The following is a 16,741-nucleotide window of genomic DNA, read 5'->3' as shown; positions in this document are numbered from 1 at the left end:
ACACGCAGAAATGGCTCTGCCACTGAATCAGCGTAACCGGTGGCACCATGGACCGAGTGACATCTGGCACAAAACAGTTTGCCGGCAAACATGTTCGCAACTGAAGGGTCAGATGGGTTTGGGCCCAATAATGCAGGGTTTGTAGGGGGTAAAGCGCCAACCCTGGGATTATTATCAGAATTTTCCCAGTTATGGGAACTCTTCATTGAACCTGGAGTCAGAACGCCCAAGCTGGGACCGGTCTGCGCTGATTGATCGCTAACCACATAAGGATAAATCTGAGCATAACGCGGATCACTCGATCCATATCTGTGACAGTTAAGACAGATGTTGTTGTAACCAGAGTTGCCAAGTGTCTTATGTGTTTGATGGCACTTAGTATTACAATCTGTTTGTGTGTCATGCGGTGGTCTTGCATAAGCAAGACATGGCACCAGCACCGCCAAAACAACTGCAATTAAGCAACTCTTGATACACGACTTGTTCATAGCACGCTCCTGAGAAAGCATGTAAATTTTCCTTGTACTCGTATTGACAAAATATTCATTAAATAATTTTCTAGTAACCAACGCTGTATCCATTCAACTTTCTAATCATAAGGAGACAGTCAACAATGTCAATATAGCCATCCGGATTTGCTGCACCGTTTTTGAGAGGGCCGATATCCCCATGTGCCAGCTGTTGCGGCGTAAGCTTAGCAAAGCCTGGATAATCAGGAGCAACTTTTGGCCCATAAGAAGAAACCTTGGTAAGACAAAGATTAGCATCGTCTTGAGTGAATCCGTTAACACCATCCATATTCCCATCTGGAACTGCCGGGAAGCTCCTGGTAACGTTACCAGCGGCATCGGCAGCAACAATAATGGTGTTATACGGGTCACGAGTTGCACCCATTGTTACGGTCCATGTTTTGCCTGCGTCAGTATAAGCAATCGTGTAATCGTTCGGAGCTGACAGCGGTGCATTTGTGGTTGCATTTATAACTGATATAGATGCACCGGGTTCAATCGTTCCGGTATATGTAGACTGGCTGCATACGCCATCAGGACTCCCAGGGCATGCGCTGAGGCATGAAACGAACACACCTTGATTGTACGTACAGATGGTTGAATTGTACCTAGGAGTATAGTCAAGTGCCGGCGGAGTCTTATCGAAAATAATATTACGCACAACCTGACTGGAAGCGCCATTGGAATCATTGGCGGACAGAATAACGGGGTAAGACCCCTCGGCATCAAAAGTCACATTAAATGGCGCCAGACTGGCAACGACATCAGTTTTCCCCTGGAAGGTCTTAGTCAGGATCACCGCAGTCCCATCCATGGCCTTCAACTGGTAAGTGGACGAATTGGTTGCCGAGTCCACCTTCGGTTCTACTATTGTCGCTTCCGGGTTGGCAGGATCATACACAAACGTCACCTTTGCGGTAGAACCGTCAGATCCCTTGATCTGGAGGTCATTCAAGCCATCCTTTGTTACCGAGTCATAATTCAAGTTAAAACGGGTGCTCCAGGTTTTATTTACCGCATCAAACTGATCGACGGGCAAATCATTGACGCTAAGCCCGGTCAGCTCTTTGTCAAAGGTTCCGGACAACGACTGCCCAGACGCAACCGTCACGACTGAAGCATCGGCGACATCAGGAGATGTTAAAGTAATTTTCGACAGATTCGGATTATACTTAATTGCATTCTTCGTCCTACCGCCAGAAGTTGCGGGATCAGGGATTCTGGTTTCATTACCAGCGAGGTCCTTTGCTACCACATCGTAGTAAGTAACTCCGGACAATGCCACACTAAATATCCCATTCTTCGTCAGTGTCGCCACCTGACTCGTAAGCGGAGTTGTCGCATCTGCTGCAGCATAGCTATTAACGGTTACGCTCTCGAGCAGTCCTTCCGGATCAGAGACCAGACCGGTGATGTTCTGAATCTGATCACGCACTGTCGAGTCATGAGCAACTACAGAAGCCTTTAGCTTTGGCGCTTTGATATCAAGAACAATATTATGAACAGCCTGGCTAGTTTGAGTTGCATTTTTCGTTGCCTCTACCGTAATACCTGCATTATTGCCTTCGGCGAGAGTTATACCGGCAGACCACCGGGAAGTATTTATATTCGCATCCACACAATTGGTCGGCGATGGATTACACACTCTGACCGTATCGGCATCCGTATCTCCTGCCAATGTCAAAGCAGCGGCCTTAACATAGTTAGGAACCGGATCAACCTTTATCGACGGCCCATTAACAACATACTTTACAGTGGCAGTCTTGCTGTCAGTCGATGTGGAATCATTCTGAGCCACTACCAAAATCTGGTTATCCGATTGAGCAAGGCCGGCAATATTACAAGACCAAGCCGTGCCATTGACTACTCCCCGCACAAGCGGCACCCCGTTAAGAACACACGAAACCGCTGAACCAGCAGTGACTGTACCACCGACCTGGATCGACGAGGTATTAACGACGTTATAAGGAACATCAAGAGTAATCACAGGCGGAGCCGGGACAGCAGTCGCCGGGGTATTCCCACCATCAACACCATAAAAAATCACATTTCCTTTACCATTTACCACGATAAGCCGCCTGCGGCCCTGATCAAATGCCGCATCAACCGGCAGGTGCAGCTCACCTTTTGCAGGATCAAAACCATAATCACCCATAAACCCGAGAAAAACAGGAGTTGAATTAGGATTTGACACCCCTGCTGGATCTATTGCCTGGATAGTACTATTGAAGGTATCGACAACATACATTCTCTTCAAAGCCGTACCATCATACTGGAACGTGACGGCCTGTGGACTTGAAAAGGTAAGCGATCCGGCTGGCCCATTCACGCCAATACCACGCACAAACGTGCCATTCTTTTGATAGAAACGGATGCAACGTGCCGATGAATCGCCGAGCACACGCTCATCAACAACTGCAAGCAAGCCACTCTGTTTTTCAAAGGAAATAAACGAAGGGACTGACGTTGGCACACCAGCCAAGGCATTAACTCCCACCGGAGCCCCCCTGACACTGAATCGCTCGCTGTCGCCCGCATAAACGCCTTCCAGGCTGAACTTATTAACCGTTAGCTCCTTAACGTCAACAACATAAATACGTCCGTTTGCACCGACACCATCATCAACAGTAATACCATCCGCAAAACCAAAACTATATTCCTGGCCGGAAGAATTTCTCAAACGGGCAATCTCCAACCCGCTGACCGAATCAACAATAGAACCATACGAATGGCCGAAAGCAGAAATGGTGACAACAAGATTGCCGTTCGGCAAAATCGCTACCGACTGCGGCACCCCCGAAGTCTTTATCTTCTGCAGAAGCACGCCAGAGGCATTATACTTAAGAAGGCCGGCATTTCTTGGATCCGAGACATAAAATCCGCCGTTATCCATAACTGCGATTCTTATCGGCGCCCGCAGCTCTGAACCGACTCCGCCCAAGGGTTTTGCCCATGTAGGCATTGATATCGCTGCAGCAGTCATAGGCAGCGAAATAACTGCCACTATCAGCGAGATGACCAGCAATGCTAATTTACTTTGAACTCGTGCCGCCATTTTATTTCCTCCGGTTTTATTGGAGATTCGTTCCTTGTGATTTCGGTTTCCACGCTTACAGTATCGTCATTAATGCAACATGGGTGCCCATTACCCATCCGCAATCATCAGTATTTTTTAAGCCATTAGTTGCAGGACTCGCTATGGCAGGACAGAATCACTCAATTACAGCCAGTTACTGAGCCAGCGCATTATAAGCTAAGTTATTTAAGAAATCCAAACTTTTTCATCCTGTATCTGAACGCATCAATCCCCAGATTGAGTTTCTTGGCAGCCTTGGATTGGTTCCAGTCACAGTTTTCCAGCGCCTGACGGATTAGCTCCTTCTCAACTTCTTCTATATCTACTCCTTCAGGCGGAAGTTTGAATGTGGTTACTTGTGGAGTTGCAGCTGCAGATGATTTTGCGACGATTTCCAGAGGGAGGTGTTCAAGGAGAAGGGTTTCTTCATTACCGAGAATAATCGCCCGTTCGATAACGTTTTTTAATTCCCGCACATTGCCGGGCCAGTTATAGTCGGCAAGCATTTTCTCCGCAAGGCCCGATATTCCTTTCACACTCTTGTTGAACTCCTTATTAAATACGTCAATAAAGTGCTGAGCAAGAAGCAGAATATCCTCTTTGCGCTCTCTCAAGGGTGGAAGGTAAATGGGGATCACCTGAAGCCGGTAGTAAAGATCGTTCCGAAAATTTTTCTCCTCGATTGCTTTGATCAGATCCCTGTTGGTGGCAGAAATAATTCTGACGTCCACTGAAATTGCCTTGGTACCCCCGATGCGCCTGAAGTTCCGATCTTCAAGAAACCTTAACAGCTTGGCTTGCATACCAAAATCCATATCACCAATTTCATCTAAAAAAACCGTGCCGCCATCGGCCAATTCAAATAATCCTTTTTTGGTAACCTTGGCATCGGTAAATGATCCTTTTTCATGCCCGAACAGTTCGCTTTCCAGCAGCGTTGCCGGAACAGCCGCGCAGTTTATTGCTACAAACGGCTTATCAGAACGGCTGGAAGCAAAATGGATCCATTTGGCGACAAGTTCCTTTCCAGTCCCGGATTCCCCCTGGATAAGAACTGTCGAGGCTTCACTTTTCGCAACCTTCTGCATCATATCCAGCACATTACCCATATGCCGGCTTTTGCCGATGATATTTGGCGACCCAAACTTCTTATGTTCGCTGCGAAGGCTTGCTACCTCTCTGCGGAGATCAGATGTTTCAAGAGCCTTTTTGATGACAATTGCCATCTCTTCAAGGTTAAAAGGTTTGTTTATATAATCGTAGGCTCCCAGACGCATTGCGGTGACAGCGGTCTCAAGTGCTCCCTGTGCCGTCACCATTATGACAATGATGTCTTCGTCGTTTTCCTTGATCTTCTCAAGAACCTGAATCCCGTTCAATCCGGGGAGCTGGACATCCAGAAGAACGAGATCAGGCTGCTCCTCGCGAACAATCCTGAGGGCATCTTCGCCAGATCCGGCAGTCAGTACGTCATACCCCTGCTTTTTCAGATTCTGCTCCAGAGACCAGCGAATCAAGTGCTCGTCGTCTACCACAAGGATACGGGTTTTCTTCATTGCGGCTCCTTTATCAATGGGAGCCCTGGTCCCTTTTGCAGATCCATGTCCTGGACTCCCGGAAGATTGATTATGAATTTAGTGCCCTTGCCGCACTCACTTGTTACATTAAGAGTGCCGTTGTGTTGGCTCACAATTTTGTGGCAGATTGCCAAACCAAGTCCGGTCCCTTGGGCTTTAGTGGTGAAAAATGGCGTAAACAGCTTTTCCAGTACCTGATCAGGAATACCCTCACCGGTATCGGCAATGGTTATCTGAACAAGGCAGTTTCCTTCTTCAATCAATTTTTCGGTAATCAGGGTTAGCTCTCCCCCACCGGGCATTGCCTGAAAAGCATTAAGAATGAGATTGAGAAAAACCTGCTGCATCTGCTTCGGATCTACATAAACATAAGGGAGATCCTCGGCAATCTGGAGTTTCTTGTCGATATGCTTGCCTCCCTTGTATTGGGAAGCAAACACCAGCGTTTTATTCAAAATCGCATTTATATCCGCATAAACGAACTCCGGGGGAGAAGGCTTCCCGAAGAACAACATATCGTTCACTGTCTTGTCGAGACGTTTAACTTGGTCCAGAACCTCGGTCAATATGTCAGAACGAGGATCGGAATTATCGAAATCTTCCTTTATTATACTGATGGCGGCAGCAATTCCGGTAAGGGGATTCTTGATTTCATGGGCTATCCCCGCAGCCATCTCCCCAACAGATGCCAACCGATCAGCCCGTTCCATCTGTTGAAAGTGAAACTGCTCCAGCTCTTTCTTGGCAACATCAAGCCGATCAACCATTGAGTCAAAACTGGTAGCTAACTGCCCCACTTCATCCTTGCCGATATAATTCATACGTACCGTAAGGTCACCCTTCTCCACCTTTGCCATGTTGTTTACAAGCAAGTTCAATGGTTTGCGGACAAATTTCAGCAGGACCAAGGATATGGCAATTGACAAAAATGCAATAATAGCCGCTGTGGAAATAAAAAAGAGCTTGGTTGCCTCCAGCATCCTCTTTTGGGTCTCTGACAGCGAGTAGTTTACATTGAGAACACCGATCACCCTCGCCTTATGGCCATGACAGGCATGACAAGGCTCTTCGTTATAAATGGGTTTTATCATCTTCAGCAGATCACCCAGCCCGTCTACGGTATAAACCCCCTCTTTCTTGTTATGAACATAGAGATTGTAATCGGAGCCATCAACCGGTTTTCCCACTTCCATTGGATGTGAAGACCGAAGTACCATCCCATGCGGGTGAAAGATGCGAACACTGGTGAGCTTGGGGTTTTGACCAACCATTTCGAGAATCACCTGGACATCTTCGGTATTCCCGATCCGCATGGAATTGTAAATGCTGGCTTCAACTGTCCTCAGCAGCAACTCGGTGTTTTCTCGCGCAGAGTTGATCAGCTGAGCCTGTTCTTTACGAAGGTTCAGGAACGCAAAAAAGCTTATACCGAAGGCCAGCAGGATGATCGATATGCATATGACCCGGGTTGTCAGGCTACGGAATATCAACCAAACTCCTTAAAGATGAGATCTCGAAGTGAGAGAAATAAGACTTATTAACCAGCCAAACCTTGTGCCGCACAGTTAAAGAATTGATCATTGCAGTAATGGTGATTTGGGCATCTGAACCTTAAGCGATCCTTGCAGCTGAGTCTGACCGTACACAAATTCCCATTCGCTGTATTTGGTCTTCCCCTCGAAGGTAATGTATTCTTCAGGAAAGCCTGCTTGCTTCAAAGGGGCCGCGTCGCTTTTACTCTTGACGCCGATAACGCCGACAAAGGGTTTGCCTTTTACCGGGCCGGAAATGACTTCCCATTCCTTACCCGTCACAGGATCGGTGTAGATCTGCCTGAGGTAACGGATGGTAGTGAGTGACCGTGGGTCCTTGAGTAAATCCTTGAGCTCTCTGAGCGGTGTCGCGGCATGCTGGCCGGACCTCGGAGTGTACCAACTCGTAATTGCATCCTTTATCTGGGAGCCCCGGAAAAAGAGTTCCTCTTCCCGCTCACGCTTCATCAACGCAGACCAACTCTGACCGACCATGCCCAGCATTATTCCCATGATCATGATCATGAACAGGGCAGCCAGATAGGTAAATCCCCCGCAGTATTTACGGGAAGAAAGGGGCATCAGTTCCTCTTCTTAAGTGCTTCCCTGGCGGAGTCAGCAAGATCGTCCGCAGTAAGACCAAAATATTTCAGCAGCTCTTCGGCCTTCCCTGATGTGCCGAACCGGTCATTGATCCCAATCCGGTGGACTGGGACAGGACACAGCTCGGAAAGCAGTTCAGCCACAGCTCCCCCGAGGCCGCCGATAATCGAGTGTTCTTCGGCGGTAATTATCAGCTTGGTCTCCTGCGCGGCTTTCAGGAGAATATCCTGGTCAAGCGGCTTGATTGTCCCCAGATGAACAACCCGGGCGGAAACCCCTTCCTTCTTGAGAATCTCTGCTGCCTTCACGGCTGCAGCGGTCATCAAACCGGTAGTCACAAATGTAAAATCGGTGCCGGGAACCAGTTCGCACCCTTTGCCGATTTCAAACCGGTAATCATCGGGGAAAAGAGTCGGGACCTTGTTACGCCCCAGCCGCACATAGACCGGCCCTTTAGAACCGGCAATCGCCCTGATAGCGGCTTTTGTCTCAACCCCGTCAGCAGGCACGATAACCGTCATGTTGGGAATTGCCCGCATGATGGCAACATCCTCTACCGACTGGTGCGAACCGCCATCCTCTCCGACGGTTACCCCGCCATGTGTTGCTACGACCTTCACATTCGCCTTGGGATAGGCAACCGACTGGCGAACCTGCTCCCAGGCCCGGCCTGACGCAAAAATTGCAAAGGTCGACACAAACGGTATCTTGCCTGCCGCGGCCAGGCCAGCCGCAGTTCCTACCATGTTTGCCTCAGCAATCCCCATGTTGAAAAAACGATCGGGGAATTTTTTCGCAAAGAGAGCTGTTTTCGTCGACCCGGAAAGATCGGCATCAAGAACCACTATCTGTTCGTTATCCACGCCAAGTTCAGCAAGAACCTCACCATAGGCATCCCTGGTGGCCACCATTCCGCTCATATATTAATTATCCTTTCTGGTAACAAGTGAGAAAGCTTCCATTGCCGGGTTAGCCGAGGCTGAAAGCTCTTACAAATTGCACTGCTCTCCCAAACATTCAAGCGCCTTCGGCAGTTCCTCATCGCTGGGCGTTACCCCATGATATGAAGCCTTGTTCTCGAAGAATGAGACCCCCTTGCCTTTTACGGTTCGGGCAACAATCACGGTCGGTTTTCCCTTTAAGAGTTCGGACTGATCAAAGGCATTGATAATCGCGCCAATGTCGTGTCCGTCGATTTCAATGGTGTGCCACCCAAAGGCGCGGAACTTTTCCGCAATGGGGGTGACGGCCATGACACGCTCAACCTCCCCGTCGATCTGCAGCCCATTGGCATCTACCACGGCACACAGATTGTCCAGCTTGTAATGGGCCGCCGCCATTGCGGCTTCCCATACCTGCCCTTCCTGTAACTCACCATCACCGAGCATTGTGTAGACGCGATTTGCTTTTCCGTCCAGCTTCAACGCAATGGCCATCCCATTGGCCATTGAAAGACCCTGCCCCAAAGAACCGGTACATACTTCAACTCCCGGCGTGACTTTACTGTCCGGATGACCCTGGAGATGGCTCCCGAGGCGACGCAACGTCATCAAATCCTCTTTAGGGAAATAGCCCGCATCGGCAAGAGCAACATACTGAGCCGGCGCGGCATGCCCCTTGCTCAGCACAAACCGGTCGCGGCCCGCCCACAAAGGCTCGGCCGGATTATGACGCATTTTATGGAAATACAGTACCGTAATGATGTCTATTGACGACAGGGAACCGCCGGTATGGCCGGACTGAGATTTGTGCAGGGACTTGATTATGGAAACGCGCAGGCTGCGTGCCTTCTCCTCAAGTTTTGCGATGGTTTCTTTCACTGGGGGATAATCCTTTCTTGGGAAATCTATGTGCATATAAAGCCGGGGAAGGGAGCTGATCGAGAATCCTAACTGGCGCCGGGAAGTAATGGTCAGGAAGCAAGTTGCGCAATACGATCGTCAAATTCTCCGTTTTTCAAGTTCCGAAGCATTTCCTTGTGCTGCTCTTTCATCAGTTCCTCTACTACCTTTTCAAGTTGATCGACCTTGATTATGTCGGCATAGCTGGTCTTTTTTGATGCCAGAATTGTCCCTTCAGAATAAAGAAGTGTGGTAATCAGAGGATTGGATATGCCACTGTCTTCCGTCTGAACGTGGTAAACCGCACCTTTGTACATTACGTTATGATTAAAACCCACGACCATCGTTCTTGCACCATTAGATCTATAAGTCCGCCAAATCGCGTAGAGGGTAACGTATCACACCCAAAGCACAGATGCAATAATCTAAAAATGCCGCGGATCCGGCTTTTGGTCAGTCAGTTACGCCCCAGCAGCTCTTTTATTCTTGCTACCGCCTCCATGGCGTCCCTGGCGTACAGATCCGCACCAATGCGATCCGCGTATTCCTGGGTAACCACTGCCCCTCCGACCATCGAGAACGTCTTTATCCCTGCCGACTTCAATCGATCGAGCACATTCTCCATTTCAGACATGGTTGTGGTCATTAGGGCGGACAGTCCGACAGCATCCACCTGCAACTCGGATGCTTTGCGCACGATCGTATCGGCAGACACGTTCTTCCCCAGATCAACCACCTCGAAACCATGGTTTTCAAGCAGGGTGCAAACAATATTCTTTCCGATATCGTGGATGTCCCCTTCAACCGTTGCCATGAGTATGCGCCCTTTACTCTCCAACCCTACGCCCTGCATCTCCTGCTTCAGCCGGGCAAATGCGGCCTGCATAGTCTCGGCAGATCGCATTACCTGAGGAAGAAAAACCTGATTCTTCTCGAACCGTTTACCCACTTCCTCAAGCCCGGGGAGCAACCCTTCATTACTGACCTGAACCGGGGCAAGTCCTTCTGCAAGCGCTTCCTCCACCAGGGACACAACCTGGTCACGGTCCCCATTGATTACCGCCGCCGCCAGACGCCCGCGGATTTCGACAGGCATCGCAGCAACGGATGGCGGCTGCACCGCATCACCCAAGTCCCTATATGCCTCTATATACGCCGAAGAGTTTTCGTCCCGGTTGAGCAGCACCATTGCGGAGCGGAAGGCATCCATCATCTGACGCTCCTTGGGGTTTATGATCGCGGCATCGAGCCCCGCAGCCATTGCCATCGAAAAAAATACCGCAGAGATGACAGGGCGTGCCGGGAGACCGAAAGATATATTGCTGACCCCCAGAACCGTATTGACCCCCAGGGAGCTCTTCACCAGCCGCAAGGCACGGAGGGTCTCCATGGCCCCCTTCTGTTCGGCGCTCACCGTCAGGGTCAGTGAATCTATCAGAATGTCTTTACTTGGTATTCCTGCCTTACCGGCAGCATCAACCACCTTTGCAGCCACAGCCAGCCGGCCTTCGGCAGTTTTCGGAATGCCTTGCTCATCAAGGGCGAGGCCGATAACTGCCGCCCCGTATTTTTTCACCAGCGGAAGTACCCGGGCAAGGCTCTTATCCTCGCCGGAAACCGAATTTACCAGGACCTTTCCATCGGCAGCCTTAAGCCCGGCTTCAAGCGCCTCCGGACTCGACGAATCCAGAACCAACGGAGCCGGAACCGTACCGGTCAGACAGAATACTGCCCGCTCCATGGCTGCCGCCTCGTCAATGCCGGGAGTGCCGACATTGACATCCAGAAGTGCCGCACCGGCCGAAACCTGTTCAGATCCCTCCTTGCGGATATAGGATACTTTCCCCTCGCGCAGCTCGGATGCAAACCCTTTCTTGCCGGTGGGATTTATCCGTTCGCCGATAATGGCAACCGGGTTGTCTCCACCTACGGCGACATACCCGGTTCGACTCGACAGCAAGGTCAGGCCCGAAGATGGGCCCACCTGACACATCGACTGATCCTTGCCGGCAAGAGCATCCTTCATCACCCGGATGTGGTTTGGAGTGGTGCCGCAGCAGCCGCCGATAATCCTTACTCCCAGATCAAGGAACCTGTCGTGGTAAAAGGTCATCTCCTCGGGAGAGGCAGGAAAAACAGTGACCCCGTCCTTGAGCTGCGGCAGACCGGCATTTGCCTGGGCAATCAGAGGAAGCCCCGTTACCTTTCGCATCGCAGCAAGGATATTGTAAATGCCTTCCACTCCGAGCCCGCAGTTGGAACCGATTATGTCGGCGCCAACGGCTTCCAGCGTTATTGCTACAGCTTCGGGAGAACTCCCCAGGACACTCCTGCCATTATCATCGAAAGTCATCATCGCAACAATCGGGATAGAGGCGGATAGTTCCCGCACAGCGATTACTGCGGCACGAAGCTCTTTGATATCAAGAAAGGTTTCAAATGTTATCAGGTCGGCTCCGGCCTCAATAAGAGCCGAAGCCTGTTCGCGGAAGACTGCCGCCATCTGGTCAAACGACATGTCTCCCACTGGCTCGACAAAACGGCCGGTAGGTCCGATGGATGCTCCGACATACGCGGCGTTGCCCGCCACTTCCCGTGCTATCTTTACAGCAGCGGAGTTTATCTCCTTTAGCCTGTCCTGAAGACCGAAGTGGGAGAGCTTTTCCCGGCTACCGCCAAAACTGTTTGTGACAATAATATCCGCACCGGCTTGCATGTATTCACGATGCACCCCGGCAACAATGTCCGGCATATTCAGGTTCATCTCTTCCGGAGACTGCCCCGGTTTCAGCCCTCGTTCCTGAAGAAGCGTCCCCATGGCCCCGTCAAGAACCAAAACCCTGTCTTTGATTGCATTAAGCAGTGCAGGCTTCATTGCTGTCTCCTTTGGGGTGCAGACTCTGTAGGAGTCGAGTCGCTTTGCTTCTCCAAGGTAAAATCAGGCGGCAAAGGTTCCCGGAGGTCAAGATGCCCTTTGAGTGTCGCCAAAGGCTTACCGTCAACAAGAAACCTTACGTTTTTCACCTGGGGGAAATTGATGGCAATCGAATTCACCACCGAATAGACCGCTGCCATTTCCGCATCTGAACCCGAAATCAATCCTTCCTGCAACTCCTTACCGAAATCGATCGTCAGAGTATCACCTGCGAAGCTGACCCCATGGTACATGGTTGTTTCCGGCAATGTCGGGTAAAGCTCTCCAATAGGGCCGTTAATCAGTTCTCCCAGAACTTCTTCGGCGCAGTCATCCAATCCTGAGCATGGCTCTATGACACGGGACTCCCGTAACAGTCCGCCCCCTTCCGGGGCAGCAAAAAAGAGAGTAATCGTTTTTACCCCTTGTTCAGGCACCTGCTGGGCTGGAGGTGGTTGGGGCACAGGTCCCCGATTTAAATATTTCCTCAAAAACAGCCCACCCAAAACAACGGCCAGAATGACTATGCCGGTAATTACCAGGTGGCGCACTTTCTGAGCAGGGTTATTCCCCTTCATCAGCGCCTTCTCCTTTTATTAATGACTGATCGAGATCGACCTGGTAAACATCGCCCAGTTCACCACCCAGAAAACGGTTGCCAACCCTTATGAACCCTGCGGGTACGTCAGTGACAAAGTAATGGTGGTTCCCTTTTTCCGCAACCGGACGAAGCAGGTCGTGTTCACCCAGGATACCGGCTACGGTTCGCGCGGTTTCCTCGGCAGAGTCAACCAAGAGTACTTCGTTACCCATAACCCCTGCAATTACCTCTTTGAGCAGAGGATAGTGAGTGCACCCCAATACCAGCGTATCAACGCCACCCTCTTTCAACCCCTTCAGGTAGATTTCGGCAGTCAAACGGGTCACATCATTATCGACCCACCCCTCCTCTGCAAGCGGTACAAAAAGAGGACAGGCGCGCGTTACGACCTGAACATCAGGAGAGAGCCGCTTGATTGCCTTTGTGTAGGCGCTGCTCTTTACGGTCCCTTCAGTACCGATGACCGCAACTTTTCCGGTCTTGGTCACAGATACCGCGCGACTGGATCCGGGCTCAATCACCCCCACTATCGGAATGGGGAAAGCCTCTTTGAGGGAATCAAGCGCAACCGCCGAGGCGGTATTGCAGGCAACAACAAGCAGCTTGATATCTCTGCTGACCAGGAATTCCGTAATCTGGTGCGAGTACCTGATCACGGTCTCGGGAGATTTGGTACCATAGGGAACCCTGGCAGTATCGCCAAAATATATTGTGTCTTCCTGAGGTAATGTCTTCACGATCTCTTTTAGGACCGTAAGCCCTCCGACGCCTGAATCGAATATGCCGATTGCCTTCCAAGACATCCTTTTTCCCGTCTTTCCGAATTACTCTGAATCAACCGATTGCCGCGAAAAATAAAATAGAAATCTTATGATAGCTCCATAATCAAGTCAAGGCATTTACAAAATATACAAATATGCTACTCTTGCGTGAATATCATGGGCCATATTTGGTTGCACGCCAACCAGGAAGCCATTCCGCAGCATTTGGAGGCTCAATGGAAAAAGAGGAATTACTTAAAAAAACCGAACAGGCGGTTTCCCCCTTTGAGACGGAAAACATAATAAATTTTATCAATAACCTGACATTCAAGTCAGCCATGGAAAACCCGTGGATAATCGGGATATTCGCGGTTATCTTCTTCTACGCGATAATTAAGCGGTCCAAACCGGTGCTCCTGTTCATGTTTGCCGCCATATCAATCATGTTTCTGGTGCGCTTCACGCTTCACGGGGTCGAGGGAAACGAACTAACCCTCAGCTCTACGCTGCCATTTGCCTTCGGAGGCCTGGCAATAGGTGGCGTTCTAATCTATTTCAGCTTCATTAAGGGAGACTGAAACACATTTATTCAGGAGAGTGGTTGATGAAACTCAGAAAACAAGACTGGATATTCATTGGTATTGCAGTGATAGTGCTGGCAATTTTCCTGGCTATTTCAGGCGAAGAGAAGACCCACAAGGTTCCCCTGGACGACAAGCACAAACCGTTCTACGAGATTGTTAAAAACAGCGGCAAGATGGAGGCGGACAAGGGTTGCCCAACGTGTCACAACGAACAGGGAGGCGTCCCGTTCCCTCCGAAACACCCGCTTAAACCCAAAGACGGCCCTATGAGGTGCCTCTTCTGCCATAAGCTGCAGAAACAGTAACTCGCAAAATGTTCCGGGATTGTGCCGTCACATGTCAACCCTGAACCTGACCGGCGCTCTGGACAGGCTGATCGCTGACATTGCCGCCAGAACAGAGGGGTTGAGCCACATTCTGCCGTCAAGGCTTCTGGTCTGCCTGTCTCCAACCCGCAGTGGGGGAATCCACGGCGTATATGCCAAGATTCACCCCATGCGGTTCGCAGACGGGTCGCTCACGAAGCAGGTGCGCCGCGGCAGAAAGACCTACACCTGTACAATGCCGCAGATCAATTCCCATGGCGAAGAGATTCTGTACGTCATCTACTTTCTGTTCCCGAGATTTTTCGACCTGTCATTCCGTGAAAAGCTGATTACCATCTTCCATGAGCTGTACCATATCGCCCCGGAATTTAACGGCGACATCCGCAGATTTCCGGGAAGGAACTATGCCCACGGCAGTTCCACGCGCAAGTTCAACGAAGCGATGGGGATCATGGCCGACCGGTACCTTGAAAAGTTACAGGACGAGGAACTCGTCGAGTTCCTCAGGTTTGACGTCCCTGCCCTGCGTACCCGCCACAAGGCCCTGGTGGGAAGAAAATTCAAGACACCCCGCATCATTGTTGCCGCAAATTGAATCCGGCAGAGTTCGGCAACGATTCCGGCGGAGCGCATAACAGAGGGCTTTGCGGCGGCATCAAGAGCTACATATCGCCGGTCAGCTCCTGCAAAAGGTAGAGCTTGGGGTTAAACGACCTGATCACGGTGATGATCTCCGCGAGTCGTTCCGCATCAACCCCCTCCTCCTGGTCAGTCCCCTGGAAATACGGGAACCCCTTGGGGAGCGGAGAATACGAGCCGTTCCGCAGCAGGGAAACATCCACCATGTCATTCACTCTCCCCCCCACTTCCCAGGGGTCGCGATAATTAAACTGGCGCGCCACTATCTGCAGCCCCATACCGTTCCCGAAAGCCGCCTTGACCTCAAAGGAAAAATCCCGCGGCGCCCCGTAACTCTCGCTTCTGCCCGACCTTGACGCCACATCGGCGCCTGCCCGTTCAAGCATTTCCTTAACACTCTCTTCTGTCATCACCGTCATATCTGACATCCAGTCAAACCTCCAGTCTCAATTCCACCCCCCACGGCACCGGCTTCTCGCCATCGGCGGTCAATACCCACAAGGTCGGAAACTCCATCTGTTCCGGTGCGTCACCAAAGCCGTCAGTGATATAGATGATCGCTGCCGGCAAAGGAGACATTGACTGAGCATACTCGAAGACCGGCCGCAGGTCGGTAAAACCGCCACCCTGGTAACTGACAGCATGCACGTTTTCCCCTTTGAAGCTCTCGACCCTCTGGATCCGGCTGTTGGCGTAAAGCACCGTTATCTGAGCATCCCTCCCCCTGGCGATCCCCATCAGTTCGCGGGCAAATGATTCCCGCAACGCCAGGATATTCGTCGAATCACTCACATCGATACCGATCAGCAGGTTCAGCCGATGTCGCTTCCTGGTTCCCGGCACCTCATGGTTGAAGCGGCGGTGTTCCCTCTGCCAGGTCGATTGTCTTCCCACACGCCCAGCGGTCGCCACAAACTGCCTCAACACCTGTCTCCAGGGTATCGCCGAAGGTCTGAGCAGGTTGTCAACCAGGTTCAGTATGTCAGCCGGCACTTCGCCATCGCTCTTGAGCCGGGCTTCACGGGTTATGCTCCGGACCATCTCCTCGGCCAGGCGCAGCGGAGTGCTGTCACTCTCCTGCCAGCAGCTGTGGTCGTCTGACGTGCCAGCCTGTTCTACAGGTTCCCCCGAGTCGCCGGCGCCAACCTCCCCGCCGTGATCCCGCTGTGCTGCGCCAATACCCCGGCCGGACAGGTTGCCGATGTCGAATCCGGGCACCAAAAGGGCGTAATACTCTTCCGCTGCAAGACCGTCAGGAACCTCGAACTCCGCCGGCATCGGTGAACCGGCCGGCATCCCTTCGATCGTCGGGTTAATCGCCAGGTCGCAGCATATATCCCAGCAGTGACGATTCCGCTCTTTTCTCCGGGCCATGTGCAGGTGCAGCAAATGCTTTACACAATGTTCGAGAAGCGCTTCCTGAGAACCCGGCGCCAGGGCGGCAAAAGCCTGCTCGTTGACACAGAGCAGCGGGATTCCGTCCCGGATCGTGACTCCCAGCGCGTGCGCCGTCGTAACCGCGACCCGATGCAGGTTGAGAATGAATTCCCCATAGAACGGCCGTTTCTTGAGGAGTCGAACTATTGCGTTTTCCAGGACACGTGATTTCATTGGCACCTATAGCCATGGTCAACCGCGACCGGTTGACATCCGATTCCGCGGAAACAACAGTGTAACACCAGATCTGCCGGGCATGCAATATTCACAGGTTAAAACATACATGACGGCATTCCCGACGCAGAATGATGTGTCCCCCCGGGAACACGGAAATATTGACT

Annotated in this window: 14 protein-coding genes and 1 pseudogene; 3 read left to right on the top strand and 12 right to left on the bottom strand. The window is 51.2% G+C overall.

The annotated features are described in order from the left end of the window. Nucleotides 1-558: 558 nt before the first annotated feature. The 10 genes and pseudogenes from OR1_RS13705 to murI form a co-directional block, all read right to left on the bottom strand. Nucleotides 559-3,564, bottom strand: coding sequence for a hypothetical protein (locus OR1_RS13705; RefSeq protein WP_041972467.1), 3,006 nt, complete (start codon nucleotides 3,562-3,564; stop codon nucleotides 559-561). Between the two features lie 203 nt (nucleotides 3,565-3,767). After that, entirely contained in the window at nucleotides 3,768-5,141 is a 1,374-nt protein-coding gene (locus OR1_RS13700) for a sigma-54 dependent transcriptional regulator (protein ID WP_041972466.1), read from the bottom strand. After that, nucleotides 5,138-6,652, bottom strand: coding sequence for a PAS domain-containing sensor histidine kinase (locus OR1_RS13695; protein WP_041972465.1), 1,515 nt, complete (start codon nucleotides 6,650-6,652; stop codon nucleotides 5,138-5,140). The genes OR1_RS13700 and OR1_RS13695 overlap by 4 nt, the downstream gene beginning before the upstream one ends. Before the next feature lie 87 nt (nucleotides 6,653-6,739). Next, nucleotides 6,740-7,276: a type II secretion system protein gene (locus tag OR1_RS13690; protein WP_041972464.1), complete on the bottom strand. Its 537-nt coding sequence runs from the start codon at nucleotides 7,274-7,276 to the stop codon at nucleotides 6,740-6,742. Further along, complete coding sequence (locus OR1_RS13685; protein ID WP_152609899.1) at nucleotides 7,276-8,217, bottom strand: transketolase family protein; 942 nt, start codon at nucleotides 8,215-8,217, stop codon at nucleotides 7,276-7,278. The genes OR1_RS13690 and OR1_RS13685 overlap by 1 nt, the downstream gene beginning before the upstream one ends. 69 nt (nucleotides 8,218-8,286) lie before the next feature. Then, nucleotides 8,287-9,117 (bottom strand): transketolase, encoded by an 831-nt coding sequence (locus OR1_RS13680; RefSeq protein WP_237754298.1) that lies wholly within the window; start codon nucleotides 9,115-9,117, stop codon nucleotides 8,287-8,289. 113 nt (nucleotides 9,118-9,230) lie between these two features. Then, nucleotides 9,231-9,482 (bottom strand): annotated as a pseudogene (locus OR1_RS13675) (hypothetical protein); the annotation flags it as partial. Nucleotides 9,483-9,595: 113 nt separating this feature from the next. Then, entirely contained in the window at nucleotides 9,596-12,013 is a 2,418-nt protein-coding gene (locus OR1_RS13670; protein WP_041972462.1) for a homocysteine S-methyltransferase family protein, read from the bottom strand. After that, nucleotides 12,010-12,630: a GerMN domain-containing protein gene (locus OR1_RS13665; protein ID WP_041972461.1), complete on the bottom strand. Its 621-nt coding sequence runs from the start codon at nucleotides 12,628-12,630 to the stop codon at nucleotides 12,010-12,012. The genes OR1_RS13670 and OR1_RS13665 overlap by 4 nt, the downstream gene beginning before the upstream one ends. Then, nucleotides 12,617-13,456: a glutamate racemase gene (murI, locus tag OR1_RS13660; protein WP_041972460.1), complete on the bottom strand. Its 840-nt coding sequence runs from the start codon at nucleotides 13,454-13,456 to the stop codon at nucleotides 12,617-12,619. Before murI ends, OR1_RS13665 begins: the two co-directional genes overlap by 14 nt. Before the next feature lie 194 nt (nucleotides 13,457-13,650). On the opposite strand from murI, the gene OR1_RS13655 reads away from it, so the two are divergent. The 3 genes from OR1_RS13655 to OR1_RS13645 are packed head-to-tail and all read left to right on the top strand — an operon-like array spanning nucleotide 13,651 to nucleotide 14,919. Then, nucleotides 13,651-13,992, top strand: a complete 342-nt coding sequence (locus tag OR1_RS13655; protein ID WP_041972459.1) for a hypothetical protein — start codon at nucleotides 13,651-13,653, stop codon at nucleotides 13,990-13,992. Nucleotides 13,993-14,018: 26 nt separating this feature from the next. After that, nucleotides 14,019-14,303 (top strand): hypothetical protein, encoded by a 285-nt coding sequence (locus OR1_RS13650; protein WP_041972458.1) that lies wholly within the window; start codon nucleotides 14,019-14,021, stop codon nucleotides 14,301-14,303. A 31-nt stretch (nucleotides 14,304-14,334) separates the two neighbouring features. Further along, a complete protein-coding gene (locus tag OR1_RS13645; protein ID WP_041972457.1) occupies nucleotides 14,335-14,919 on the top strand; it encodes a putative metallopeptidase in 585 nt (194 codons plus the stop codon). A gap of 67 nt (nucleotides 14,920-14,986) precedes the next feature. On the opposite strand, the gene OR1_RS13640 is transcribed toward OR1_RS13645, so the two are convergent. Together OR1_RS13640 and OR1_RS13635 are read right to left on the bottom strand one after the other, a co-directional pair. Beyond that, nucleotides 14,987-15,391, bottom strand: a complete 405-nt coding sequence (locus tag OR1_RS13640; RefSeq protein WP_041972456.1) for a hypothetical protein — start codon at nucleotides 15,389-15,391, stop codon at nucleotides 14,987-14,989. Between the two features lie 4 nt (nucleotides 15,392-15,395). After that, nucleotides 15,396-16,574, bottom strand: coding sequence for a VWA-like domain-containing protein (locus tag OR1_RS13635; protein WP_041972455.1), 1,179 nt, complete (start codon nucleotides 16,572-16,574; stop codon nucleotides 15,396-15,398). Between the last annotated feature and the right edge of the window lie 167 nt (nucleotides 16,575-16,741).

The organism is Geobacter sp. OR-1 (genome assembly GCF_000813145.1).
GTDB lineage: Bacteria > Desulfobacterota > Desulfuromonadia > Geobacterales > DSM-12255 > Geoanaerobacter.
Note: the sequence above shows the minus strand (reverse complement) of the source record. Positions and strands in the feature narration are given on the sequence as shown.

Bases quoted from the DNA above. Each gene is read 5' to 3' on its own strand.
- OR1_RS13635 (WP_041972455.1), bottom strand. From the start codon at position 16,574: ATGAAATCACGTGTCCTGGAAAACGCAATAGTTCGACTCCTCAAGAAA.
- murI (WP_041972460.1), bottom strand. From the start codon at position 13,456: ATGTCTTGGAAGGCAATCGGCATATTCGATTCAGGCGTCGGAGGGCTT.
- OR1_RS13655 (WP_041972459.1), top strand. From the start codon at position 13,651: ATGGAAAAAGAGGAATTACTTAAAAAAACCGAACAGGCGGTTTCCCCC.
- OR1_RS13690 (WP_041972464.1), bottom strand. From the start codon at position 7,276: ATGCCCCTTTCTTCCCGTAAATACTGCGGGGGATTTACCTATCTGGCT.
- OR1_RS13705 (WP_041972467.1), bottom strand. From the start codon at position 3,564: ATGGCGGCACGAGTTCAAAGTAAATTAGCATTGCTGGTCATCTCGCTG.
- OR1_RS13645 (WP_041972457.1), top strand. From the start codon at position 14,335: ATGTCAACCCTGAACCTGACCGGCGCTCTGGACAGGCTGATCGCTGAC.
- OR1_RS13700 (WP_041972466.1), bottom strand. From the start codon at position 5,141: ATGAAGAAAACCCGTATCCTTGTGGTAGACGACGAGCACTTGATTCGC.
- OR1_RS13650 (WP_041972458.1), top strand. From the start codon at position 14,019: ATGAAACTCAGAAAACAAGACTGGATATTCATTGGTATTGCAGTGATA.
- OR1_RS13665 (WP_041972461.1), bottom strand. From the start codon at position 12,630: ATGAAGGGGAATAACCCTGCTCAGAAAGTGCGCCACCTGGTAATTACC.
- OR1_RS13670 (WP_041972462.1), bottom strand. From the start codon at position 12,013: ATGAAGCCTGCACTGCTTAATGCAATCAAAGACAGGGTTTTGGTTCTT.
- OR1_RS13640 (WP_041972456.1), bottom strand. From the start codon at position 15,391: ATGTCAGATATGACGGTGATGACAGAAGAGAGTGTTAAGGAAATGCTT.
- OR1_RS13685 (WP_152609899.1), bottom strand. From the start codon at position 8,217: ATGAGCGGAATGGTGGCCACCAGGGATGCCTATGGTGAGGTTCTTGCT.